Origin of the sequence: Nibribacter koreensis, from assembly GCF_039541795.1 — a bacterium.
Lineage (GTDB): Bacteria > Bacteroidota > Bacteroidia > Cytophagales > Hymenobacteraceae > Nibribacter > Nibribacter koreensis.
Window position 1 is genome coordinate 1,482,805 of sequence record NZ_BAABGX010000002.1, and the last position, 22,016, is coordinate 1,504,820.

Here is a 22,016-nt window from a genome sequence, read left to right on the forward strand (position 1 = left end):
TTCCGGAAAACAGGCTAAAAACGCGTAAGCCGACTTAGGTTTTGACAACAGCCAGAGAAAGCCTACCTTCGACGATTATTGTCAAGGTCCCCCTAATTCTTACAAGTTATGATAGAGTTAGTTAGAACAGATTCAGGTAACCAGGATTTTGCAGAACTGGTGTTTCTGCTGGATGCCGAACTCCATGTACGGGACGGAGACGATCATTCTTTCTTTGCGCAGTTCAACAAGATTGACGCCATTAAGCAGGTAGTGGTGGCCTACCAGGACGAGCAGCCCGTAGGGTGCGGTGCCTTCAAGCCGTTTAGTTTTGGTGTGGCCGAAGTCAAGCGCATGTTTGTACAGCCAGAGTTCAGGGGCTTGGGCATTGCCGGACAGATCTTGCAGGAACTGGAAAGCTGGGCCTCAGAGCTAGATTTTAAGCACTTGGTGCTGGAGACGGGCAAGGCCATGCCAGAAGCCATCAGGCTGTACACCAAAAGCGGCTATGAAGTCATTCCCAACTACGGGCAGTACGCCAACATTGAAACCAGCGTGTGCATGAAAAAAGAGCTGCAACTAGAAAATGCTAGCCGGTAATCAATTGACGGGCTTTAAGATAGAAGCATAACTTGCCAGAATACAGAACCCTTTGTCACCAAAACAGTACACGCAACCTGAATAGCCCGTAAAGCCGTTCACTCAATCATTCAATCACTCCTTCACTCATTCCCCTTTTAGATGAACGTTGCCCTTTTTATCGCGAAGCGGTACTTCTTCACCAAGAAGAAGCGCAACATCATCAACATCATCTCCATTATTGCCATGATTGGCGTGGGCGTAGGCACCATGGCCCTCATTGTGGTGCTGTCTGTGTTCAACGGCCTAGAGGATTTGATAAGGTCCCTGTACGGTAAGTTTGACCCCGAAATCAAAATCACCTCTGTAGAAGGCAAATCCTTTGAAACCGATGCCGCCTTTCTGGAGAGAATCAGAAAAACACCCGGCGTGGTCCTGCTCACCGAGGTCATAGAAGACAACGCCTTGCTCCGCTACAATGACCGCCAAATGGTAGTAAAGGTGAAAGGTGTCAGTGACAACTACCACAAGCAGAACCAAATAGACTCTGCCATTGTAGACGGCGATCACCGCCTCAAGCGTGGCGAACAGCAATACGCGCTCATTGGACGCGGCGTGCAATACCAACTATCTATTAGACCAGAGAATCCGTTCTCACCGTTGCAGTTCATGTATCCCAAGGCGGGCAAGAAAGTCACCTTGAACCCAGAGAACGCCTTCAGGCAGTTGGGTATTCAGGCAGGCGGGGTCTTCGCCATTGAGCGGCAGTATGATGACCAATACGTGTTTGTGCCGCTAGACTTCGCGCAGGAACTGCTAGGCTATGAGAATAAGCGCACGGCCCTTGAGGTGAAGGCAGACTCGCCAGGAAACATTGACAAAGTCAAGAACGCCCTGCAAGAAAAGCTGGGACCGGCCTTTCAAGTACAGAACAGCGAAGAACAGCACGTGAGCCTCTTGCGCGCTGTCAAGGTAGAAAAGCTGTTTGTGTTTGTGACCTTTACGTTTGTCCTGCTCATCGCGTCCATCAACATTTTCTTCTCCCTGTCCATGCTGGTGCTGGATAAGCAGAAAGACATTGCCATTCTAGCGTCTATGGGTGCCGACCCGGGCACCATTAGAAAGATATTCCTACTAGAGGGCGCAATCGTGGCCTTTACAGGAGCGGTGGTAGGCTTGGTGATTGGCGGAGGCATCTGCTGGGCGCAACAGACCTTCGGGATTGTGTCCATGGGCATGACTACCTCAGTGGTAGAAGCCTATCCGGTACTCATGCGCGTAGAGGATTTTCTGTTCACGGCCGCCGCCATTATTGTCATCACCCTACTGGTTTCCATAAGACCGGCCCGCAAAGCCGCCTCTCTTTCCATCAGAGACAATCTCTAATTCCTGAATTCCGTTTTTAGCCTCTTTCCTGGGAAATAGCCCAAAACAGAAAAGCACCGTCCCTTCTTCCTAAAGGAAAAGGTTAGGATGAGGGGGCTGGCGTGAAGGTTTTGTAGAGACTAGGCACTGCCTCGTCTCCCACACATTGCCTTCTTTTGCAAGGTTTATCTGCCGGTGTGAACACCCCCATCCGCCCCTCAAGGGTGGAGCCTGCAACTTGTAACGTCCTTGGCACAGACGCTCGCAGGTCCTGCCGGACGCTACGAAGTCCTTTGAGCAGAGGCCTTTGCTACCCGCACCCAATCCAGTCTTTCCGATGAGTCGCCTAAGCAGGTTGCCGCCTCTGACAGGCCAGCGTTAACTACAAAGCAAAACATGTCAATTACCAAGAAAGTAGCCATGCAAAGGAGGCAAGCTGGTACAGCGCGAGGCGGGAAGACGGGGCCCCGCGGCCGTGAGCGCTTAACGGTGAGGATGAAACAAGGCGGCATAAGGGCATCGGAAGAAAGAACCTTCTCAGGCATAGCCAACGGAAGTGCATAAGATATTACAGGCGGGAAGGCGGTTGTGGTTGTTGGTGATAACACCAACAACGGCAGGAGCTCAAAAGAGTGAGACATCAAATAGCAATAGACAATCAACAATCACAAACCCGTTTTTCGCCTATTTTCCAGAAAACAAGCCAAAAACGCTTTCTCCTAACCTTCTGCCGAGTCTTCAGTTTAATAAACATCATCGTTGCACAGCAGACGCATTGCTTGTACCTTCGCTAGCCTATGAGTACACCAGACAAACGCCTTTTTCTATTAGACGCCATGGCGCTCATCTACCGCGCCCACTTCGCGTTCAGTAAAAATCCTAGAATCAATTCCAAGGGCATGAACACCGGCGCCGCGTTGGGCTTCACCAACACCTTGGTAGACCTGCTCAACCGCGAAAAGCCTACCCACATTGGCGTCTGCTATGATGCGCCTTCCAAGACGTTTAGGCATGACAGCTTTGTAGAATACAAGGCCAACCGCCAGGCCATGCCCGAGGACATTTCCATCGCCATCCCCTATGTGAAGAAGATTGTGGAAGCCTTTGGCATACCGGGCATGATGCTGGACGGGTTTGAGGCGGATGACATCATTGGAACGCTTTCCTGCAAAGCCGAAAAGGCCGGCTATGACGTCTTCATGATGACGCCAGACAAGGACTACTACCAATTGGTGACAGACCATGTGTTTGTCTACAAGCCCGCTTTTCTGGGAAATGCCATAGAGGTGATTGATAAAGCCAAGGTGCTGGAGCGCTGGGAAATTAGTGATGTAAAGCAAGTCATTGATATTCTGGGCCTGCAGGGCGATGCCGTGGACAACATTCCGGGCATACCAGGCATAGGCGAGAAAACCGCGAAGACGCTCATTCAGAAGTACGGCTCTGTGGAGAACCTCATTGCCCATTCACATGAGTTGAAAGGCAAGCAGAAGGAGAACGTGGAGAAGTTCGCGGAGCAGGGCCTCATGTCTAAGGAACTGGCCACCATCCATCTGGACGTGCCCATTGACTTTGATGAGCAAGGCCTGTTGTATGAAGGACCCGATGTGGAGAAACTGGCGGCGCTCTTTGACGAACTGGAGTTCAGGCAACTGGCTACCCGCGTGCTGGGTACCGCCTCGCCCGCCGTCCCCAAACCCATTTCCAACAAGCCCACGGTGGGCAAAGGGTTCAAATCAGACAAGCCCATGGGCCAGACGTCTCTGTTTGACATGCCCGCCAATGAGACCGTTGTCCAGGAAGAAGGTGAGGAAACTACTTCAGGTACCTACATCACAGGCGTCAGAAAAACTATTGACACTACCCTGCATGAGTACCACCTGCTTACTACCCCAGAGCAGCGAGCGCAACTTTTAAAATACCTGAAACTCCAGAAGGAAATCTCTTTTGACACCGAGACCACCAGCATAGACGCCATCACCGCGCGCTTGGTGGGCATCTCGTTCTGTTACATCCCCGGCGAGGCCTATTACATTCCGGTGCCGGCAGATGACTATGAAGCCACGCTAGAGATTGTGCAGGAGTTCAAGGAAATACTGGAAAGCCCCAGTATCACCAAGATTGGCCAGAACATCAAGTATGACCTAGTGGTCTTGCAACGCTACGGCATTGACGTACAAGGACCGCTCTATGACACCATGCTGGCCCACTACCTCCTGGAGCCCGACATGCGCCACAACATGGACCTGCTGGCTGAAACGTACTTGCATTACACGCCTATTGCCATTGAGACGCTGTTAGGCAAAGGCAAGAACCAGCTCACCATGGATAAGCTGCCACCGCTCCAAATCTATGAATACGCTTGCGAGGACGCGGACGTCACGCTTCAACTTAAGAACTACTTTGACCCGTTGTTGGAGAAGCAAGGCCTTAAGAAGCTGTTTAATGGGGTAGAGAACCCCTTGCTACGCGTACTGGGTCACATGGAGCGCGAAGGCGTGAGTATTGACGCCGAAGCCTTGGGAGAATCCTCTCAAGTGCTGCAAACCAGCATCCAGGAGATTGAGCAGAAAATCTTCAACTTGGCCGGCATGGAGTTCAACATCGGGTCGCCTAAGCAGTTGGGTGAGGTGCTGTTTGACCGACTGCAACTGGGCGGTAGCAAGATTAAGAAAACCAAGACGGGCCAGTACGCCACCGGTGAGGAAATCTTGTCCAAGCTGGCCTTTGAGCATGAGATTGTGCAACTCATTCTGGACCATCGGCAGCTCACCAAGCTCAAGAGCACCTACGTAGACGCCCTTCCGCAATTGATTTGCCGTGAGGATAACCGTCTGCACACGTCGTATAACCAAGCCGTGGCCGCCACGGGTAGGTTGAGTTCTACCAATCCCAACCTGCAGAACATTCCAATTAGAACGGAGAAAGGCCGTGAGATACGCAAAGCTTTCGTGCCAAGGGATGAGAAGCACGTCTTGCTTTCTGCAGATTATTCTCAGATTGAGCTACGCATCATGGCGCATTTTAGCAATGACGCCACCATGAAAGAAGCCTTCCAGAAGGGTTTGGACATTCACTCGTCTACCGCGGCCAAGGTGTTCCACGTGCCCGTAGACCAGGTGGACAGTGACATGCGCCGGAAGGCCAAGACCATTAACTTCGGGATTATCTACGGTATCTCAGCGTTTGGTCTGGCAGAGCGGCTGGCTATTCCAAGAAGAGAGGCCGCCGAGATTATTGAGGCGTACTTCCAGGAGTTTCCGGCGGTGAAGCAGTACATGGACAGTGCCATCAACGAAGCCCGCGAACAGGAGTTTGTGGAGACCTTGCTGGGCCGTAGACGCTACTTAAGGGACATCAACAGCCGTAACCAGAACGTACGCGGCTACGCCGAGCGAAATGCCATCAACGCCCCAATCCAGGGCACGGCGGCAGACATCATCAAGATTGCCATGATCAATATTGACCAGTGGCTACGCGATGAGAAACTTGCCAGCCGCATGATCTTGCAGGTGCATGATGAATTGGTGTTTGACGTGCTCAAAGAAGAACTACCCTTGGTGCAGGCCAAAGTAGAGGAGCTCATGAAAAACGCCTTCCCGCTGAGCGTACCCATGGAAGTGGGCATGGGCACCGGCGACAACTGGTTGCAAGCCCATTAACCGTTTTTGGCCTGTTTTGCAGAAAATAAGCTAAAAACGAAGGTAGATTATAAAAAGTAGAGGAAGCCCGTCACTAGGCTTCCTCTACTTTTTAATGTGAGAAACATAAATTACTTGGGTCTATAGGTTGCAGTCGCCGTCGTCTTGTCTCCAGCCCTACTGGACACTTGTTGCAGCCTTAGCATAGTAGAAGAAAGCTCTAGCACTTTAAATTCTTGGTTGGCTAAGAAGAGCTTGCTGCCGTAAAGCTCCCACGTTCCCTCTTCTAAGAAAGAAATCTGGCATTCGTCTGTGCCGGGGTTCATCTCATAGGTGCCGTTCTCCAGGAAAATGAGTTCATCGTCTTTCTGGCAGTCTTCCATCTGGGCGTACACGTCCTCAGGAGGGCTGTCATTGCGCTGTACGGTCTGCGCAGATAGGAGCCAGGTTTTGTAAAGAAACTGTTTCTGGTCGATGGGCTCAGGGCCTTTCTTGCAGCTTGCCACCAAAAAGAAAGCCAAGAGAGAAACTGTCACATACACGGAGCGTCTGTTCATAAGAAAGGGGTTGCTTACCACAAGGTACAAAAAAAGGCCCAGCAGATGCCGGGCCTTTTCTATAGGCAATTCACCAGAATAAGCTTACGGGATCAATACCGCTCTAAACTGAGTAACGTCAACGGTTGGGATGGTAGAACCGTACTTGGCGTTGATGGCTCTGATCATCTCATTGGCGATGATGGCGTAGCCGCGTTGGGTTGGGTGCACCCCGTCCAGAGAGAACAGGTTGCCTGTGATGAACGCCGGCGAGTACGCCACGCCGTTCAGCATGAAACCGCTCTGAATGCCGTTGAAGAACGCATAGGCATCAAACACCGCCAGGTTCTTAGAGGCAGCCTGTGCTTTGATGATGTTGTTAAACGCCGTGGTGGCAGTAGCAATCTCTGCTTGCTCATCTGCATCTAATACCAGCGCGCTTGGGAACGGATTCTCACCGCTTAAGCCAAACATCTTAGTAGTGTCAATCTGGAAAGCCGTCAGGTACTGTACCAAGGCCACGTTAGGGTTGCTTGGGCTTTGGGATCTGGCCAGGTCTCTCCAGTATTTACCCGTTGCCGTACCAACCAATGGCAAGTAAGGAGCAGCGGTAAGCGTGAACAAGGTAGTGCCGCCGTTAGCGTCTTTGATGTCAGACTTAGGAACCACTTTACGGGTTGGCGTATTCTTGGTCAAGACCACCACCGCCGGAACCGCTGCTGGCAAAGAAGCCTTAAACGTTGGGCCTACCGTGGTAAAGAAAGGAACCGCGCGCACGTCTGGAATGGTGGCTACAATACCTTCTGTGTTGTTAGCAGCAAGGGCGTTCACCATTTCAGTGTAGTTGGCCTCAAAATCTGCGGTAGGCGTGATAAAGCTGGCAAATGCACCGGCTGTAGCATATCCTAACACGTCATTGTTTCCTAGCCATAAGCTAAAGAACGTTGGCGCGCTGGTAGAAACTCTTTCAAGATATGTCTGGAAAGAGTTGTCAGGTTGGATTCTCTCAAAGAATGGGTTAAAGCCCTGTGGGTTATTCAAGCCATACCCTTGAATCTTAATATCAGAGACTCTGATGCCCGGGACCCCGTAGTTGTTAATGCCGCCGGTGTATTTAGTCAGCAAAGGCGTCTTGCCATCTGCGCCCATGCCTCTCACGGCCAACTGTGTAGTAACCGTGCTGGTGATAGGGCTACCCGTGCTGGTAAAACCCGTCAGTCTCAAATAACCAGAACCATTCCTCTGCTCTAAAGAGAAAAGCGGCTGAGTGAACTCGCCGCCACCCACGTAAGAGAACTGGTTGGCCAGGATGTTAGGGTAAGAGTTCAGCTGGCCTTCTAGAGAAAGACCGTTGTCTTGGTAGCCCGCCGTAAGCGAGTTACCAACTGCCACGTACTTTGTCAAGTCCAGAGAACCAGCGCTTAAGGTGCGGTCATCTTCAAACTCAGGATCACAACCGGCAAGCAGGATAGAGCTGGAAAGAAACGCCGCAGCCCCAATTTTATAGAAGAAATTTTTCATGTTCATTAACCAAATTAGAATTTATAGTTAACCCCTACACCAGGAATATACGCCACTGATTTAAAGGTTCCGGCCACGCCACCAGACTTGCTGGCGTCATCTGTGCGCTCTTTCTTGTTTACATAAAGGAAAGAGGCGTCTAAGTCTACACTCTCTGTCAACTTAAGAGTTAGACCCACAGAAACTCCTCTAGAGTCTGAGTCTGGCGTCTCTGGCGTCAAATAACCGTCCTGCACCGGAGACTGGTCATAGTAACCACCGGCTCTCAAAGTCATGATGTCTGATAAAGCGTACTGGGCACCTAGTCTAAAGATGTAAGAGTCTTCATACTCACGCGGGCTTACAGACTCATAGCTGGTAGAACCAGGTACCCGCTGCGAGCCCCTTACGTTGTCATTGAACTCAAACGTCAAGGCTTTGTAGGCGCTCCACTCTACGCGTTGCACGTCTGCGGCAATGGTCAAACCATCCACCGGCTTGAAACCAATACCCAAGGTAATGTTGGCTGGCAACGGAAGGGTTGCGTTGAACTTGTCAGCTTTAAATTGAGAAGCAATCAAAGGCGAAGTAGGCAGCGTGAAGGTCACGTCTCCTTCGTCTACCTTCATGTCTACTTTAGAGCGGTACGTCAAGCCAAAGGAAAGTTTCTCTGTGGCCTCAAAGTACACGCCGGCGTTAAAGCCAACGCCAAACGCACCACCGTCCAGCTCAATGCCAGCCTCCTGGCCGTTGGCGGCCGTCAATGGAATGCTGCGCTGCAGGTTGACACTACCCACGGCCAGTACCAGTCCGCCACCCACGCCAAGCTTGTCTGTGATTCTGTAGCTTACCGTTGGCTGAATGTAAACGGCCTGCAAGGTCAGTTCATTTAGACCAAAGCGTCCCTGCCATGATTTTCCCCAGTTTACAGAGCTGCCATACGGCGTGTACACGCCAATACCAAAACGCACTGGGCTTTCTGAGGGGCCATAAGAGGCATATACCTGAAACGGCGTGCCAATAGGGTTGTCAGATTCAGTTTCTGCAAACCCAGGAGAAGGCTCACGGTACCTGGTTTTAGAATTAAGGGCGCTTACGCCTAGCTGGATGCCGTTCTGTCTCAGGTGCGCCAAAGCACCCGGGTTAAAGAAGATGCTACTCTGGTCTAATGCTAGCCCGGTTCCGGCGTGCCCCATCCCTATCTGCTTTTGCCCCTGGAGGTTTGCTTGGTATCCTCCGGCATTGGCAACGCCTGCGGTGAGCACGGCACTGCCCAGAAAGGCTAAAAATTTACTTTTCATGCGTTGGTTTGTTAAATTCTGGTTAACTGGATAGTGTGAGTTTGTTAACCAAAGATAGAAAAATTGGAATGATATTCTAATACTAGTATGCATACGCACTATATATTTAATTTTTATCAAAGATTTGGCCATAAAGCGGCTTTTTGGCACGGCCCACTGCCTCAGGGTAAGGTTTAAACGTGACATCAAATGAAGAAAACAAGCACGATTTGTCCATCCCTTTTAGCGCATTTGCGTTAAGCCATTTCAAGCTAAAAGAAAGGTGTCTATGTATGACGTTTTAATAGTAGGCGGCGGCCCAGCCGGGTTGAGCGCCGCCATGTTGCTAGGAAGGTGCTTAAGAAAAGTGGCGCTGTTTGATACCGGCGAGTACCGCAACTCTTATTCGCATGCCATGAACGGCTTCATAACCCGGGATGGCACACCCCCTGGTGACTTCCTGCAACTGGGGCGTGAAGACCTGGCCAAGTATGAGGTGGATTTTAAACAGCGGCGCATCACCAAGCTCTGTAAGAAAGGAGACCTGTTCCAAGCCATAGATGAGGACGGGCAGGCCTATCTCTCCAGAAAAGTGCTACTGGCTACCGGTCTCACAGACAGATGGCCCCAGATACCGGGCGCCGAACCCTTCTTTGGCACCAGCATTCACCATTGCCCTTACTGTGACGGCTTTGAGTCTAAGAACAAACCGCTGGCCGCCTACGGCAAGGCCCGCAAAGCCATAGGCCTGTCACTGTCCTTAAAGACTTGGAGCAATGACGTGATGATGTTCACAGACGGCACCAACAAGCTTACCCGCGAGGACAAAGCCCTGCTGGACCGCAACGGTGTTACCTATACCACAGCTCCCATTGCCAGAATTGAAGGCGAAGGCGGCCAGATGCAGCGCATTGTCCTGCAGAACGGGAAAATAGAAGAGCGGCAAGCCCTGTTTTTCGCCACGGACTCTGACCAGCGCTCAGACCTGGCCAGCCAGCTGGACTGCGATTTTACCAGCAAGGGCGTGGTACGCACCTACCGGCACCAAGAGACCAATGTGCAGGGCCTCTACGTAGCCGGTGACTCTGCCCGAGACATGCAGCTGGTCATTGTAGCCGCCGCAGAAGGCACCAAAGCGGCTGTGGCCATTAACATAGAATTGCAGAAGGAGTTTAGACAGTAGGGTGTAGACGTAAGATGGGAATGAACCTGTTGATTAAATGTCAGCTGTCATTTTTGGCTTGGTTTCTGGGAATTAGGCGGGAAACGATTTAGAATGATACTTGTTGATTTCTTACCATAAGCTAACTTCCACTTAGCTCACCGTGGCTTAACCTACCCGCCGTTGTTGGTGTTCTCACCAATGACCTCAACTGCTTCCCTAGCTGTTATAACTTTTGCTAATGCCTTGGTGCATGCCTTTGGCTGTTCCCTTGGAAATGGCGTTTGCTCCGGTGCGCACTACCTTTCTTGTTGCATTTCTATCGGCTAAGCGCTCACGGCCGCGGGGCCTCGTCCTGGCCCTTCGCACTGCTGTTGTACTCTGGGCCTTTGGCCCCGCCTTTCAGGCGACGAAACAACAGAGGCGCTCAGGACCAAGACTGGTTCTGGTTCCGGTCCTGTAATGGCTTGTTGGCCTAAGGTTCTTCCTCAAGCAAAACCAGTCAATGTCGCTGCAGAGTCATTCGTGCTGCGCACGGTTGTAACTATCTGCTTGCACGTGGCCATGGTTCAAGTCTTTGACTTTGACCCATGACGGCAGGCAGTCTGCGACTGCCGTGGAGCGCTGGCTTCCACCGGCGCATTACGTCCCCTTTGAAGTCGAAGATCCCGGACTTGTTCTGGGAGGGGTAGGGGGAGGACGAGGGCGCTTGCCATATAGAACTGCTGCTACTCAAAGGACCTTGTGGCACGCAGAGCACCTACGGGCTTCTGCGCCAAGGACTAGGCTGTCCTGGATTTCCTATCCCCTGAGGCCTTGGGTTCGTCTTACATCACCTTGCTGCAAGGTACATGCCTATGGGTAAAGGTGCCGTTTTTGGTTTCTTTTCCAGAAAATAGCCCAAAAATGCCATGGTCCGAATAGTGACTGTCTTGCCTCAAAAGACCTCTCAGCGCGAAACTCCAGCAATCGTCTGCGCCTTAGGTCAGGAAAGGGTTTTGTTGGGAATTTTGCCTTGCTTCCTAAAGCTACTTTACCAGGGTCTTCTTTTTCTGCTGGGAGAGTTTCCGGAAGAAGCGGTCTTTGAGGCAGTATTCATGGCCTTCTACCAGTAGGTGCATGGTCAGGTTTTCAATGGCAATGGGCTCGCCTTCGGCTACTTCTGAGATGTTGGTGTAGCGCACGTGGGAGCCGTCCATGATGGTGACCACGCCGTTACCAAACACTTCTACATGGTTACCGCCTTTGATGATGACGCCGGTTTCCTCGCCCAGGCCAATGCCCACAAACTCGGGGCGTTTGGTGACGGCGTGGGCCAGGCGCCCAAAACGGCCGCGCTCCGTAAAATGCGTGTCAATGAAGACGTTCTGGATAAAGCCCAGGCCCTCGGTGGTTTTTACTTCGCCTTTTAACAGGGAGTAGTAGCCGTAGCCTTCATAAATCATGCGGTCAGACATGGCGGCGGCCCCGGCGCTGGTGCCGGCAATGGTGACCTCGTCATGTTGGTAGCGCTGGAGCATGAGGGCGTGCAGGTTGGTGTTGGCCAAAAACTCTTTCAAGCGCAGTTGGTTACCGCCGGTAAAGAAGATCACCTCGGCCTCATGGATGCGGTCTAAATATTCTGGCTTGTCGGCTATGTTGTCTTCATCTATGTGCATAAAGCGCACGCTGCTGCAACCCAGCTCCTCAAAGGCTTCTTTGTAGGCCTGGCCAGACTCCAGCGGCTCTAGCGTGGCCGTGGTGATCACCTCAATGTTGGAGTCTTTGCTGCAGATTTCGCCCCGTATCAAATTGATGAGTCCGTCATCATCGCCGCCGCCCAACGCTATCAAGGTGCCTTTTGGTTCTTTCATATATTCCTTAGGTAAACAGGTGAATTGTCTAAAACCTGTGCTTTTGTGGCAAAAGTCGCATCTACTAAAGAGATGTTCGTATAAGACATAACTTAAAAGCCCACCCTCAAGTTATAAAAACCTGCTTGTTTCTGCTTAATGGCTGGAGGGGGCGGTTGGCTTAAGATAAAAAGCATGCTAAGGACCGCCAGTAGAAGAACTCAGCAACTGTAAAAAGAACTGCCACGCATCCGTCTGGCTGGTACCCTGGGTACGGCCTGCTGCTTGCGGATAGTACGTCGTTTTTGGGTTGTTTTCTGGAAAACAGGCTAAAAACGGTTTACTAAAGGTGATGAACGTCATCTATGAAATGCCGTCGTAAAATACCAACTTTGCCTCATTCATTCCTCCGTAACAACTTTTGCTATGAAAATAGAGCAGTTTGAAGACAAGGGCCTGGCCCATTATTCATACATCATCATGAGTGATGCTGAGATTGCCGTCATTGACCCCACCCGTGACCCCAAGCAGTACGAAGAGTACGCCATGGTGCATGACGCCCGCATCACCACCATCATAGAAACCCACCCGCACGCCGACTTTGTGAGCGGTCACCTGGAGCTCGCCGAGGCCAAGGACGCCACCATCTACGTGAGCGAACTGCTGGGCGCCGAATACAAGCACACTCCCTTTGACGACGGCGACGAGATCAAGCTGGGCAAAGTGACCCTGCGCGCCATCAACACCCCGGGCCACTCGCCAGACAGTATTTCTATTCTGCTCTTAGACGAAGAAGGGAAAGAGCACGCCGTCTTCACCGGTGACACCCTGTTCATTGGCGACGTGGGCCGCCCCGATCTGCGCGAGAACGTGGGCAACCTGACGGCCAGTAGAGAAGAACTGGCCCGCCAGATGTACCACTCCACCCGTGAGAAGCTGATGACCCTGCCAGACCATGTGCTGGTGTACCCGGCGCACGGCGCGGGCAGTCTTTGCGGCAAGGGCATGAGTAGCGCCAACAGCAGTACCATTGGCGACGAGAAGCGCACCAACCCGGCCCTGCAACCCATGTCTGAAGATGCGTTTGTGCAGTACCTCACTGCTGACCAGCCTTTTGTGCCCAAGTATTTTGAGCATGCCGTAGCCATTAACCGCAAAGGCGCGCCCAAGTATGAGTCTTCTGTGAAGCGCGTGCCCGTAGTGCCCGCAGACCATGAACTGGAGAAGGACGCCCTGGTGATTGACACCCGTCCGCAGGCGCAGTTCAAGAAAGGGCACGTACCCAACTCCATCAACCTGCAGGACGGCGGCAAGTTTGAGACCTGGCTGGGTTCTATTGTCTGGCCCACAGAGCAGTTCTACATTGTGGTGGAGAACGAGGACAAGATGAAGGAGATCATCAGCAAGACGGCCCGCATTGGCTACAACCGCCTGATTCTGGGCGCGCTCACCTGTCCGCCCAACGCCACGGACACGAGCATGGAGCTGAACCTGGAAGACTTTAAGCAGCACCCAGATAACTACACCATTGTAGACGTGCGCAACTGGAACGAGATCAAGCAGCGCAAGATCTTCCCTAACGCCCTGGAGATTCCCTTGCCAGAACTTAGAGAGCGCGTGCAGGAAGTGCCGGCAGACAAGCCCGTAGTCATTCACTGCGCCGCTGGCTACCGTTCTGCCGCCGCTACCAGCATCATCAAACCTGGCATTGTAGGCGTACCCGTGTATGACCTGGGGGACGCCATCTCGCAGTTTTAGTGCATTAGGTAAACCTTGAAAATTAGGGCAAGACTGAGATTATATTTAAAGCAGGCCGGCTATTTTCTAGCGGGCCTGCTTTTTATTTTTATGGTTGGCGCCTTTTTGCGAAAGATGAATGTGAAAAACTCATCTGCCATAATGGTGCTTCTGTCCTTGTTGCTTTTCATTGGTCTGCAGATTTCTACAGGCTACAAGTTGCTACCCCAAGGCACAAAAGGACGGTGGCGTAAACTTGTTACTATTACCTTTTTAGTAGTAATGCTCCTCCTCTTTAAGACCTATTACAATGAAGTGGCAAATCTCTCCTTAAGCTGCATAGGTAAAATGTCAGACACAAGCCGGGTCATGAACTACATAGGCTTTAGTTTGTGGATTTCTTTCGGGATTTGGGAGGGGTATCTACTGCTTGCTGAAAAGTTAAAATCGTCAGGCACTATCAAGATTGTGTAAGAGAGAAGACACCCGTTACCATGCTTCACTTTTATCATCATGAAAGTGGTACATCCCGGGCTTGTGTCGGGATATCTTGTGCACAAACTAGACAGACTTTGGCTAAGTGCTGAGGGCTGTTTTTGGCCTGTTTTGTAGAAAAGAGGCTAAAAACGAAAGTAGCCTTGGGGTGTTCCATCAGGTAATACCTCCGTTCTAGGATTTGCTGGTGATAACACTAGTAAAGGCGGCAGAAACATATACACCTTAACTGTACGTGCTTATAGCTTGGGGAATTCCATCAGATCCGAAACGCACAAGCCAATTCCCTCTTTCTGCCCATTTCTAAAATGCTGTGTACCTTTGCTCCTGTACAGAGGGAGTCTTACGGCGTGCATCGCTTTGGTCTTCTCTGGTTTCTAGTCTCACCACCGCGACTTTGTGTTGCTTAGCAAGCGTATGATTTTGGCTTTCAGGTTTTCCTTTTTCTTAGCACTTCTTTTATCGTTCTCTCTTAGCATGCAGGCCCAGATTCTCAATGTGGAGAAGGCGCGGGTGGAGCGGGATTCTTCTAACTACTTCACGGGCAAGCTGGGTGTTAACTTAAACCTGTTCAACAGAGCCACCGGCCGCGAGGGCAAGACCGATCATTTCATTGGCCTTACCGGCAACGGCAACATTGGCTACGTCTCTAAGCACAACACCTATCTTTTGCTAGGCTCTTATAACTATGTACGGTTGCGCAGTGCCACGCAGGTAGAGACCGGGTATGTGCACGGCCGGGTCACGTTCAGGCGGCAGGAGCGGTTGTCATATGAGAGCTTCGGGCAGTTGCAGTATGACTACAACCGGGGTCTGGAGTTACGAGCCTTGGCAGGAGCGGGCATTCGGTTTGCCGTAGTGCGCAAAGAGAACCTGAGGTTTCATCTGGGCACAGGCGTTATGTATGAGCATGAGCGCTGGCACAACCTGCAGGAAGACCGCTACATTAGAAAGCACATGCCCAAGCTTTCTAACTACGCCAGCGTGCGCCTGCCCTTGAACCCGTACCTGGAGCTGAGCACCATTCATTACTACCAGGTAGGCTATGACCAACCACATGATCAGTTCAGGCACCGGTTCAGTGGCGACGTGTCCTTGGCCGTGAAGGTGAATACGTGGTTGCAAATCACCACCAACTTTGCGCACACCTATGAGAACCAACCCATCGTGCCTATTCCCAACTACCTCTACAGCCTCACCAACGGCCTGCAGGTAAGCTTCTAAAAAGAGTTTTGAGTCTAGAGTCTTGAGCCATTTTTGGCCTGTTTTCTGGGAATTAGGCCAAAAACGGTTAAGTACGGGGCAAGCTAATGCGCAGGAGACAAGGCAGTGCCGTTGTCTCTGCAAATTTGTGTAGATGTGTCTGAACGTAAACCTCTCATCCTAACCTTCTCCCTCAAGGGAGAAGGAACTGGGCTATTCCGTTTTCGGCCTGTTTTCTGGGAAATAGGCTGAAAACGTTTTGCCTTTTTCAACAATTGGCCATCAGCAATTGACAATGAACAACCTGTTGTCATCCATAAACAGACTCAGGACTCAGGACTAAACCTTCGGTTGGCTTTCTTCTGGCCTATCTTCTTCTTGGCTTCTATGCGTTTCTGGACGGAGGCTTTAGAGGGCCGAGTTTTCTTGCGGGGCTTGGGGCGGTGCAAGGCCTGTTCCAGGGTCTCATAGAGTTTCTGGGTGGCCAGTTCCTTGTTCACTAATTGGCTGCGGTCTTCCTGGCTGGCCAGGTGTAGAAAGCCTTCCTTGTTCAGGCGCGGTGCCAGTTTCTCTAACATCAGCTCCTTCTGCTCTGGGCTGAGCAAGGCTGAGTTCTCAATGGAGAACCACACCTCCACGCGGCTTTCTACCTTGTTCACGTTCTGCCCGCCGGGGCCGCTGCTGCGCGAAGTCTGAAAAACTAATTCTGGGCTTAGGTCTGGGAGTGTCATAAGGACTGGGTACGCATGAAAGTACGCATAAGGGGGTACTTGCTCAAAACTGATGGCTGGATTGTGGGTTTTGTGGCAAGCAATTATTTCATAAACAGGTTTTTACGGTTGGCTAAAACTGTCCGGAGAGCCAGAATCTGTTCGGTTTTTAGTGTACGCTTGTCCGGTAGCGGACATATTTTGTTCGGTGCTGGACATAATGAAAATAAAAAACAGGCTTAAAATGGTCAAAATCAAGGTTTTAGGGTTGTGGCACAGCGTTTGGATATAATAGTTCAAGAGCAAGGCAACCCACCGAAGGTCATGTGCATCTTACCAATAGAAACCAGATGTACCACAAGAGGAAATGACCTTCGGCACCAGAAAAAAACTTTGAAATCTGGTGCAACTAATTAAGAATCAGATAGTCTCTTAAACAAACCATTAAATAGTAAAGCCATGAAATTGATCGTATTATTGTTCGCCGCTTGTATAGGTTCTAGTTTTGCACTAGACAACGCATTAAGCACTGTAGACTACAAGCAAGAAGTTATTTATGTGAACCAGAACGGGACACAAGTTTTATCACCAGAAGACCATGCGCAGTCAGAGACTTTGGCCTCTTACGCTCAGATTGCCTCTCTATAAAGCTTGCCCGTTTTTAGCTTGTTTTCTCAAAAACAGCCCAAAAGCATCACATAAGATACTTAGTCCCCCTTCTTTCTTTTCCCAGACGGAGAAAAGATGCCTTTGATGAAATCCAGCGGTGACTCTGTTGGCTCTTTCACTATCACATACCGGATGGAGAAAGCGCTGCCCAGATTGAACCACTCCTCGTGACGTAGATGAAATGCCGGCTTCAGGTCGGCGGATAGGACAAACGGGAGCCCGTTGATTTTATACTCCAGGCCGGCTATGACGTCAAACCCATAGACGGCCCCATAGTCCTTCAGTTTCCCGCCGTGCGCGCCCGCGCCCATGTAGTAGTTCAGGCGTTTTCCTAGAATGTTAAAATGTTGTTCGGCCAGCACCGTGGCCATTACCTCGCGGGGGGCGGCAGTGGCCAGACCCTCCAGCGTGGTTTTTTCAAATATCTTCTGTTGTATGGTCAGGCCCACTACCTCTTTACCCACCCGTATGCCTGCGGCCGTCCGGTATTTCTGAGCCAGGCCCGGGGTCATGGATAGAAGCCCCGCCGCCAAGACCAACACTAGTATTCTCTTCATGTTCTAGAATACGCAACAAATCCCACATCTGGTATAACCACTCTAACAAGTTGACAGAATTTCTTCTGCCAGCATGGCCAAAATATGCCCTTTAGATAGAGGGTAATGCCTTTTCCTTGAGACAGATGCAGTAGCCTGTGAGACAGGGAAAGGAAAGAAATAAAAGAACTACGAAAAAATTCGTGTTAAAAGTTTTCCTTTTACGAAAGTGTTCGTATAATTGAGTACGAAAACAATCGTAGTTAAGAATTCAGTTTACCAACATGACCAATCAGACCCCGCCGCTTAAGCCCACCGAGACCGAACTAGAGATCCTGCAGATTCTCTGGCAGAACGGTCCCAGCACGGTGCGCTTTGTCAATGAGGCCCAGAACAAAGTAAAGGAGACCGGCTACACCACCACGCTCAAACTCTTGCAGATCATGCATGAGAAGAACCTGGTGTCACGGGATGAGGAAAGCCGCTCTCATTTGTACCAGGCCGCCGTCACCGAAGAAGACACCCAGAAGCATTTGCTGGACCGTTTTCTGGACACCGCCTTCAGGGGCTCGGCCATGAAGCTGGTCATGCAGGCCTTGGGCAACCGGTCCACTACCCCAGATGAGTTAAACCAAATCAAGAACCTCTTAAAACGCCTGGAAGATGACTCCCACAAACCTACTCCATGAGGTACTGCCGCAGGCTAGCCTCAACGCCCTGGGCTGGACCCTGCTACATTCTGTCTGGCAGGGCGCGCTCATTGCCATTCTGTTGGCGGTCTTGCTCAGGTTGATGCACCGTCATTCTGCGGCCACCCGCTACCGCGTGGCCTGGACTGGCCTGATGGCCTTGGTAGTGATGGCCGCTATCACTTATTATAAGCTGTATGAGCCCGTGGCACCGCCAGTTTCTATAGCGAGTATCTCTGGTGCGGCAAGTACCACGCAAGTTGTAACCGGTGCAGAAGTAACCAATGCTCAGGGTTTCTGGGAAAAGGCGGCCACGCAAGGACAGACTTATTTTGAACAGCACCTGCCCTCCATTGTATTGCTATGGCTGTTGGGTATGGTAGTGATGGGCATGCGCTTGTTAGGCGGTTGGGTATACGTACAGCGCTTGCGATCCTACAGAGTGCAGGCCGTGCCTGAGGCCTGGCAACAGAAAGCCGAAGAAGTGGGCAGGCAGCTAGGACTCAAGCAGGCCGCGGCCGTGGCAGAATCTGCCTTGGTGAAAGTGCCCATGGTCATTGGTCATTTAAAGCCGCTCATCTTATTGCCGCTGGGCACTTTGGCCGGGCTGTCCACCGCTCAGATAGAAGCCATCCTGGCGCATGAACTGGCCCACGTGCACCGCAAGGACTACCTGCTCAACCTGCTACAAAGCTTGGTAGAAACTTTGTTTTTCTTCCATCCGGCGGTGTGGTGGATCTCTGACTGTATTAGAACCGAACGCGAACATGCCTGTGATGACCTGGCCATCTCCGTTTGCGGTGATTCGCTTACCTATGCTTACGCTTTAACCCATTTAGAAGAACTACTCATGAAAAATTCAAACCCGGCTCCCCGCCTGTCTATGGCTTTCTCAGGGCGCCGCCGCTCTTTGTTGAGCCGCATTACCAGACTGGTACAACAACCGGCCCTTAGACCTTCTTTCTCTGAAGGCTTCCTGGCCGCCTGCGCCGTCACCGCCGGTCTGATGGTCTTCTCTGCCAGCGCCTGGGCCAACTACCAAACTCCAGAGGCTCCACAACCAAAGTTGCAGGAACCAGTGGCCGTGCAAGAGCCTGCTCCCCAGAAGCCCTTTCTGGCCACCACTTTGCCGGTTGATGTGGCGGCTACCATAGAAGAAGAACCAGAAGAAGCCTTGACCATGGTGCAGTTAGCCGATGACCTGGTGATTGTGCAGAACAAGAAAGGCAAAGTGGTAGAAGTGTACGTGAACGGCAAGCGCGTACCTAAAAGCGAACTGCCCAAATACCAGGACCGCATAGAGCGCCAATTAAAAGCGGCCAAAAACGCCAAGACCATGTCTGTTGAGGAAACCGAGCGTGCCATGGCCATTGCCAACGGTACTTTAGACGAAGTGGAACGAGTAAGCGTGCAAGCTCCAAGACCGCCTATGGCTCCAAGACAACGGGTAGCCATTAGTAGGGGAACCAGCGTTGGCGGAGGCCGTGGCGTGAACATGGTAGCACCAGTTCCTCCAGTCCCGCCAGTGGCCCCGGTGGCTCCATCATCAAACAAGGCAGAAGACCAGAAACGCTATAAGCAAGACCTGAAGGAATATGAACGGCAGATGGAGGAGTTTCAGGCGCGCATGGAAGAATATGATGCGCGTAAACAAGCGTATCTGTCAGAATATGAAACCAGAGTAGAGGTAAATGAAATAAGACAGGAAGACCACAAAGCCCGCCAAGCTGCCAACGCCAAACGCCAGGAAGACCACAAGCGACGCATGGAAGAGCATGCCGTGCGTATGAAGGATCATGAAAAACGCATGGCCGACCACGCCGTCCGGATGAAGGAACATGAGGAGCGCATGAAAAAGCATGACGCCATGATGAAAGAGCTCAAGTCTGCCTTGGTCTCTGACGGGTTAATCAAATCCAGTGAAGCAGATTATACCTTTAAGCTAGACAAGACCGGTCTGTATGTAGATGAGAAGAAGCAGTCAGACGCGCTCTACCAGAAGTACAAGAAGATCATCGCTTCGGCGACGGGTGAGGACGTGGACATGATGCTGAAGAAAGAAGGCTCTAACTTTACCATCAACACCAACAAAAGCAGTAACAGCAAGAAGTAGACAATTAGTCCTAATTAGCTATCACATACAATCCCCGCTTTCATTTTTGGCCTCTTTTATGAGAAATAAGCCAAAAATGAAAGCGGGGATTTTTGTGTGTACTAGTATTTATACTTTATTCTTCAGTTGGCAAATCACTCTTTGATACCTGGGCCTGTTATAGCGTTGCACTAAAATTGGGTAAATATGCAGAAAGAGGTTGGTGATAAGGAGGCAGCGCGCCTCTTTCAAAGTAGTGGTCAGGAGCATGGTTAGAATCAATACCAAGACGGCAAGAACAGTATGATTCAGCTCAGCTATTTTGGTATCATATTCCGCTTTCTGTAAGGTGGCAATGTTCTTATTGATTGGACTTTTGACTTTCCCTAGCTTGTCCCAGGTTCGCCATTCTAATAGTTTTCTAAAGTAATATACTCCCGCATATCTATATATGGTGCCGCCCTGCTCAAAAGGTTTGGCCTGAAAGTAGGAAGAGTTTAACTCTGGTTTAAAGAGCGAAGCCGTTAAGGAGAACCATAACGTTCCCAGAAGATTGAGAGTCCAGGCAAACCAGAAGCTGGAGTAAGTGAAATACTCACCTGCCCAGTAACAGCCAAACGCCAACAGGGCTGTGATAAGCACACCTACAACCCAGTTTTTAATGTCAGTGCTCAACGCTACAACCATCATTACACATTTAAATTCTAAGCAGATGTCTTGCAGTTGCCTGCTCTCAGTTAAACAGCTTACTTATGCCGGCGTAATCTAGTAGAAGTAACGCGCACACCGTAGTAGGTGGTCCTTTTACCATCTAGTGGAATAGTACTACCTAACTAGCTTCTAGGAGAGGTTTAGCTGATGTAAGTTAATCAATCAACAGGCGTTCTCTGTCATGCTAACCGTTTCTAAGTTTTCCTGCATCCGGTACTTCACTATTTTAGCAATGAGCTCTGTAGGCAGTGGTTGGTTTAAAGGAAACTGCACAGACCCGTTACCTACTTTATAGCCTTTCAAATCCTCCTGAAATGCCTCATGAGAAGTGGGCACGGAGTAGAAGCCAATGTGGTGCACAAACGCCGCGAAGTGTACCAAGGTGCCATGGTAGTCAAACGTAGGCATGCCGTACTTGATCGTCTCTGTTGCCTCGGGCACCGTGGCTTGAACCAATCTCCTCATCTGTTGCAACACGGGCTGAACTTCTTGGGGAAACCCTGCAATGTAGCTGTTAATGTCTTTGGGCGCGGTAGTGATCATAGGCTAAAAGGTTTTTAGTGAGCTATAATAGGAAAGACGTCTGAGATCAAATTTTTCGGGCTAACAGGATGGTGTGGGTGGCTATTGCCTTCTCATGGCTAGGGTAACTTTTTTGGATGCCCTCTACCAACTCAAAACCATTTTGGCGGAGTATGGCGGTAAGGGAGTGGGTCTGGTGGTACTGAATGTACAGGGTATGCTCCCCGTTGCTGCTGGTTTCATAGCCAGATTTCTGCGGGTCACCTTCTATAAAACTAAGGTAGAGGATGCCTCCAGCAGTAAGTACGGTGGCACTATCATAGATCAACTTCTGGCAGTCCTCTTCTGAAAGATACGGAAGACAGAAACCGCAGATTACGGCATCATACGTCCTAGAGACCTGGTCCAGGTCTCTGCAGTCTAACACATAGCAGGTGGCAGTTGGGTTGTTGATCTGGGCCAGTTGCACCATGTTGGGTGCTGCATCCGTGGCCTCAAGGATAAAGTCTGGGCGTTTAGAGAGCAGGTAGCGGGTAATGTTGCCGGGGCCGCAGCCCAGTTCCAGCACGCGGGCGTTTGGCTTGTCTACCAGTTGGCAGAACCGGTCATAGGTATCATCATACAAATCCACGTCCATGAACTTCTCCTGGTAGAGAGAGGCCAACTGGTTCCAAGTGCTGAACGTGGTTTGGTAAGGCTCCATATGAAAACAGGCAATAAACTAAACCGCAAGCGCAAGCCGAAAGACTTGTTGGAAGATACTACTTCTCACCAAAAA

The 22,016-nt window shown here is 50.8% G+C and carries 19 protein-coding genes; 10 read left to right on the plus strand and 9 right to left on the minus strand.

What is annotated here, in order from left to right; all coding sequences use genetic code 11:
* Positions 1 to 108: 108 nt before the first annotated feature.
* The 3 genes from ABD880_RS13690 to polA all read left to right on the plus strand — a co-directional run bounded on the left by ABD880_RS13690 (position 109) and on the right by polA (position 5,585).
* Positions 109 to 579 carry a GNAT family N-acetyltransferase gene (locus ABD880_RS13690; RefSeq protein ID WP_345167157.1) on the plus strand — a complete coding sequence of 157 codons (471 nt, stop codon included), beginning with the start codon at positions 109 to 111 and terminating at the stop codon, positions 577 to 579.
* Between the two features lie 141 nt (positions 580 to 720).
* Positions 721 to 1,944: an ABC transporter permease gene (locus ABD880_RS13695; protein ID WP_345167159.1), complete on the plus strand. Its 1,224-nt coding sequence runs from the start codon at positions 721 to 723 to the stop codon at positions 1,942 to 1,944.
* Positions 1,945 to 2,720: 776 nt separating this feature from the next.
* Complete coding sequence (gene polA, locus ABD880_RS13700; protein WP_345167161.1) at positions 2,721 to 5,585, plus strand: DNA polymerase I; 2,865 nt, start codon at positions 2,721 to 2,723, stop codon at positions 5,583 to 5,585.
* A gap of 110 nt (positions 5,586 to 5,695) precedes the next feature.
* Here the strand turns inward: polA and ABD880_RS13705 are convergent, their stop codons facing one another.
* The 3 genes from ABD880_RS13705 to ABD880_RS13715 form a co-directional block, all read right to left on the minus strand.
* Positions 5,696 to 6,121 (minus strand): lipocalin-like domain-containing protein, encoded by a 426-nt coding sequence (locus tag ABD880_RS13705; RefSeq protein ID WP_345167164.1) that lies wholly within the window; start codon positions 6,119 to 6,121, stop codon positions 5,696 to 5,698.
* 84 nt (positions 6,122 to 6,205) lie between these two features.
* Positions 6,206 to 7,621, minus strand: coding sequence for an SGNH/GDSL hydrolase family protein (locus ABD880_RS13710; RefSeq protein ID WP_345167167.1), 1,416 nt, complete (start codon positions 7,619 to 7,621; stop codon positions 6,206 to 6,208).
* A 14-nt stretch (positions 7,622 to 7,635) separates the two neighbouring features.
* On the minus strand, positions 7,636 to 8,901 hold the full coding sequence (locus ABD880_RS13715) for an OmpP1/FadL family transporter (protein ID WP_345167170.1): 1,266 nt from the start codon (positions 8,899 to 8,901) through the stop codon (positions 7,636 to 7,638).
* 268 nt (positions 8,902 to 9,169) lie between these two features.
* Between ABD880_RS13715 and ABD880_RS13720 the strand changes: the two genes are divergently transcribed.
* The gene (locus ABD880_RS13720) at positions 9,170 to 10,063 is read left to right on the plus strand and encodes an NAD(P)/FAD-dependent oxidoreductase (protein WP_345167172.1); all 894 of its coding nucleotides are present in this window, start codon (positions 9,170 to 9,172) and stop codon (positions 10,061 to 10,063) included.
* 1,007 nt (positions 10,064 to 11,070) lie between these two features.
* On the opposite strand, the gene ABD880_RS13725 is transcribed toward ABD880_RS13720, so the two are convergent.
* Entirely contained in the window at positions 11,071 to 11,895 is an 825-nt protein-coding gene (locus ABD880_RS13725) for a cyanophycinase (protein WP_345167175.1), read from the minus strand.
* 405 nt (positions 11,896 to 12,300) lie between these two features.
* Between ABD880_RS13725 and ABD880_RS13730 the strand changes: the two genes are divergently transcribed.
* From ABD880_RS13730 to ABD880_RS13740, 3 genes are all read left to right on the plus strand, one after another.
* Entirely contained in the window at positions 12,301 to 13,632 is a 1,332-nt protein-coding gene (locus tag ABD880_RS13730) for an MBL fold metallo-hydrolase (RefSeq protein WP_345167178.1), read from the plus strand.
* A gap of 15 nt (positions 13,633 to 13,647) precedes the next feature.
* Entirely contained in the window at positions 13,648 to 14,085 is a 438-nt protein-coding gene (locus ABD880_RS13735; RefSeq protein ID WP_345167181.1) for a hypothetical protein, read from the plus strand.
* Between the two features lie 498 nt (positions 14,086 to 14,583).
* Positions 14,584 to 15,330 (plus strand): DUF481 domain-containing protein, encoded by a 747-nt coding sequence (locus tag ABD880_RS13740; RefSeq protein ID WP_345167183.1) that lies wholly within the window; start codon positions 14,584 to 14,586, stop codon positions 15,328 to 15,330.
* Between the two features lie 305 nt (positions 15,331 to 15,635).
* Here ABD880_RS13740 and arfB read toward each other — a convergent pair whose 3' ends face one another.
* Positions 15,636 to 16,040: an alternative ribosome rescue aminoacyl-tRNA hydrolase ArfB gene (arfB, locus tag ABD880_RS13745; protein ID WP_345167185.1), complete on the minus strand. Its 405-nt coding sequence runs from the start codon at positions 16,038 to 16,040 to the stop codon at positions 15,636 to 15,638.
* Positions 16,041 to 16,478: 438 nt separating this feature from the next.
* On the opposite strand from arfB, the gene ABD880_RS13750 reads away from it, so the two are divergent.
* Positions 16,479 to 16,667, plus strand: coding sequence for a hypothetical protein (locus tag ABD880_RS13750; RefSeq protein WP_345167188.1), 189 nt, complete (start codon positions 16,479 to 16,481; stop codon positions 16,665 to 16,667).
* 59 nt (positions 16,668 to 16,726) lie between these two features.
* Here the strand turns inward: ABD880_RS13750 and ABD880_RS13755 are convergent, their stop codons facing one another.
* The gene (locus ABD880_RS13755; protein ID WP_345167190.1) at positions 16,727 to 17,245 is read right to left on the minus strand and encodes a hypothetical protein; all 519 of its coding nucleotides are present in this window, start codon (positions 17,243 to 17,245) and stop codon (positions 16,727 to 16,729) included.
* Between the two features lie 263 nt (positions 17,246 to 17,508).
* Between ABD880_RS13755 and ABD880_RS13760 the strand changes: the two genes are divergently transcribed.
* On the plus strand, positions 17,509 to 17,913 hold the full coding sequence (locus ABD880_RS13760) for a BlaI/MecI/CopY family transcriptional regulator (protein ID WP_066507114.1): 405 nt from the start codon (positions 17,509 to 17,511) through the stop codon (positions 17,911 to 17,913).
* Positions 17,888 to 20,026: a M56 family metallopeptidase gene (locus ABD880_RS13765; RefSeq protein WP_345167194.1), complete on the plus strand. Its 2,139-nt coding sequence runs from the start codon at positions 17,888 to 17,890 to the stop codon at positions 20,024 to 20,026. The genes ABD880_RS13760 and ABD880_RS13765 overlap by 26 nt, the downstream gene beginning before the upstream one ends.
* A 108-nt stretch (positions 20,027 to 20,134) precedes the next feature.
* Here ABD880_RS13765 and ABD880_RS13770 read toward each other — a convergent pair whose 3' ends face one another.
* The 3 genes from ABD880_RS13770 to ABD880_RS13780 all read right to left on the minus strand — a co-directional run bounded on the left by ABD880_RS13770 (position 20,135) and on the right by ABD880_RS13780 (position 21,941).
* The gene (locus ABD880_RS13770) at positions 20,135 to 20,695 is read right to left on the minus strand and encodes a glycosyl-4,4'-diaponeurosporenoate acyltransferase CrtO family protein (protein WP_345167198.1); all 561 of its coding nucleotides are present in this window, start codon (positions 20,693 to 20,695) and stop codon (positions 20,135 to 20,137) included.
* Positions 20,696 to 20,878: 183 nt separating this feature from the next.
* Positions 20,879 to 21,259 carry an iron chaperone gene (locus ABD880_RS13775; protein WP_345167201.1) on the minus strand — a complete coding sequence of 127 codons (381 nt, stop codon included), beginning with the start codon at positions 21,257 to 21,259 and terminating at the stop codon, positions 20,879 to 20,881.
* A 46-nt stretch (positions 21,260 to 21,305) separates the two neighbouring features.
* Positions 21,306 to 21,941 (minus strand): class I SAM-dependent methyltransferase, encoded by a 636-nt coding sequence (locus ABD880_RS13780; RefSeq protein WP_345167203.1) that lies wholly within the window; start codon positions 21,939 to 21,941, stop codon positions 21,306 to 21,308.
* Positions 21,942 to 22,016: the final 75 nt, after the last annotated feature.

Bases quoted from the DNA above. Each gene is read 5' to 3' on its own strand.
- ABD880_RS13705 (WP_345167164.1), bottom strand. From the start codon at position 6,121: ATGAACAGACGCTCCGTGTATGTGACAGTTTCTCTCTTGGCTTTCTTT.
- arfB (WP_345167185.1), bottom strand. From the start codon at position 16,040: ATGACACTCCCAGACCTAAGCCCAGAATTAGTTTTTCAGACTTCGCGC.
- polA (WP_345167161.1), top strand. From the start codon at position 2,721: ATGAGTACACCAGACAAACGCCTTTTTCTATTAGACGCCATGGCGCTC.
- ABD880_RS13740 (WP_345167183.1), top strand. From the start codon at position 14,584: ATGCAGGCCCAGATTCTCAATGTGGAGAAGGCGCGGGTGGAGCGGGAT.
- ABD880_RS13710 (WP_345167167.1), bottom strand. From the start codon at position 7,621: ATGAAAAATTTCTTCTATAAAATTGGGGCTGCGGCGTTTCTTTCCAGC.
- ABD880_RS13720 (WP_345167172.1), top strand. From the start codon at position 9,170: ATGTATGACGTTTTAATAGTAGGCGGCGGCCCAGCCGGGTTGAGCGCC.
- ABD880_RS13695 (WP_345167159.1), top strand. From the start codon at position 721: ATGAACGTTGCCCTTTTTATCGCGAAGCGGTACTTCTTCACCAAGAAG.
- ABD880_RS13770 (WP_345167198.1), bottom strand. From the start codon at position 20,695: ATGATGGTTGTAGCGTTGAGCACTGACATTAAAAACTGGGTTGTAGGT.
- ABD880_RS13690 (WP_345167157.1), top strand. From the start codon at position 109: ATGATAGAGTTAGTTAGAACAGATTCAGGTAACCAGGATTTTGCAGAA.
- ABD880_RS13730 (WP_345167178.1), top strand. From the start codon at position 12,301: ATGAAAATAGAGCAGTTTGAAGACAAGGGCCTGGCCCATTATTCATAC.
- ABD880_RS13780 (WP_345167203.1), bottom strand. From the start codon at position 21,941: ATGGAGCCTTACCAAACCACGTTCAGCACTTGGAACCAGTTGGCCTCT.
- ABD880_RS13775 (WP_345167201.1), bottom strand. From the start codon at position 21,259: ATGATCACTACCGCGCCCAAAGACATTAACAGCTACATTGCAGGGTTT.
- ABD880_RS13715 (WP_345167170.1), bottom strand. From the start codon at position 8,901: ATGAAAAGTAAATTTTTAGCCTTTCTGGGCAGTGCCGTGCTCACCGCA.
- ABD880_RS13755 (WP_345167190.1), bottom strand. From the start codon at position 17,245: ATGAAGAGAATACTAGTGTTGGTCTTGGCGGCGGGGCTTCTATCCATG.
- ABD880_RS13725 (WP_345167175.1), bottom strand. From the start codon at position 11,895: ATGAAAGAACCAAAAGGCACCTTGATAGCGTTGGGCGGCGGCGATGAT.
- ABD880_RS13760 (WP_066507114.1), top strand. From the start codon at position 17,509: ATGACCAATCAGACCCCGCCGCTTAAGCCCACCGAGACCGAACTAGAG.
- ABD880_RS13750 (WP_345167188.1), top strand. From the start codon at position 16,479: ATGAAATTGATCGTATTATTGTTCGCCGCTTGTATAGGTTCTAGTTTT.
- ABD880_RS13765 (WP_345167194.1), top strand. From the start codon at position 17,888: ATGACTCCCACAAACCTACTCCATGAGGTACTGCCGCAGGCTAGCCTC.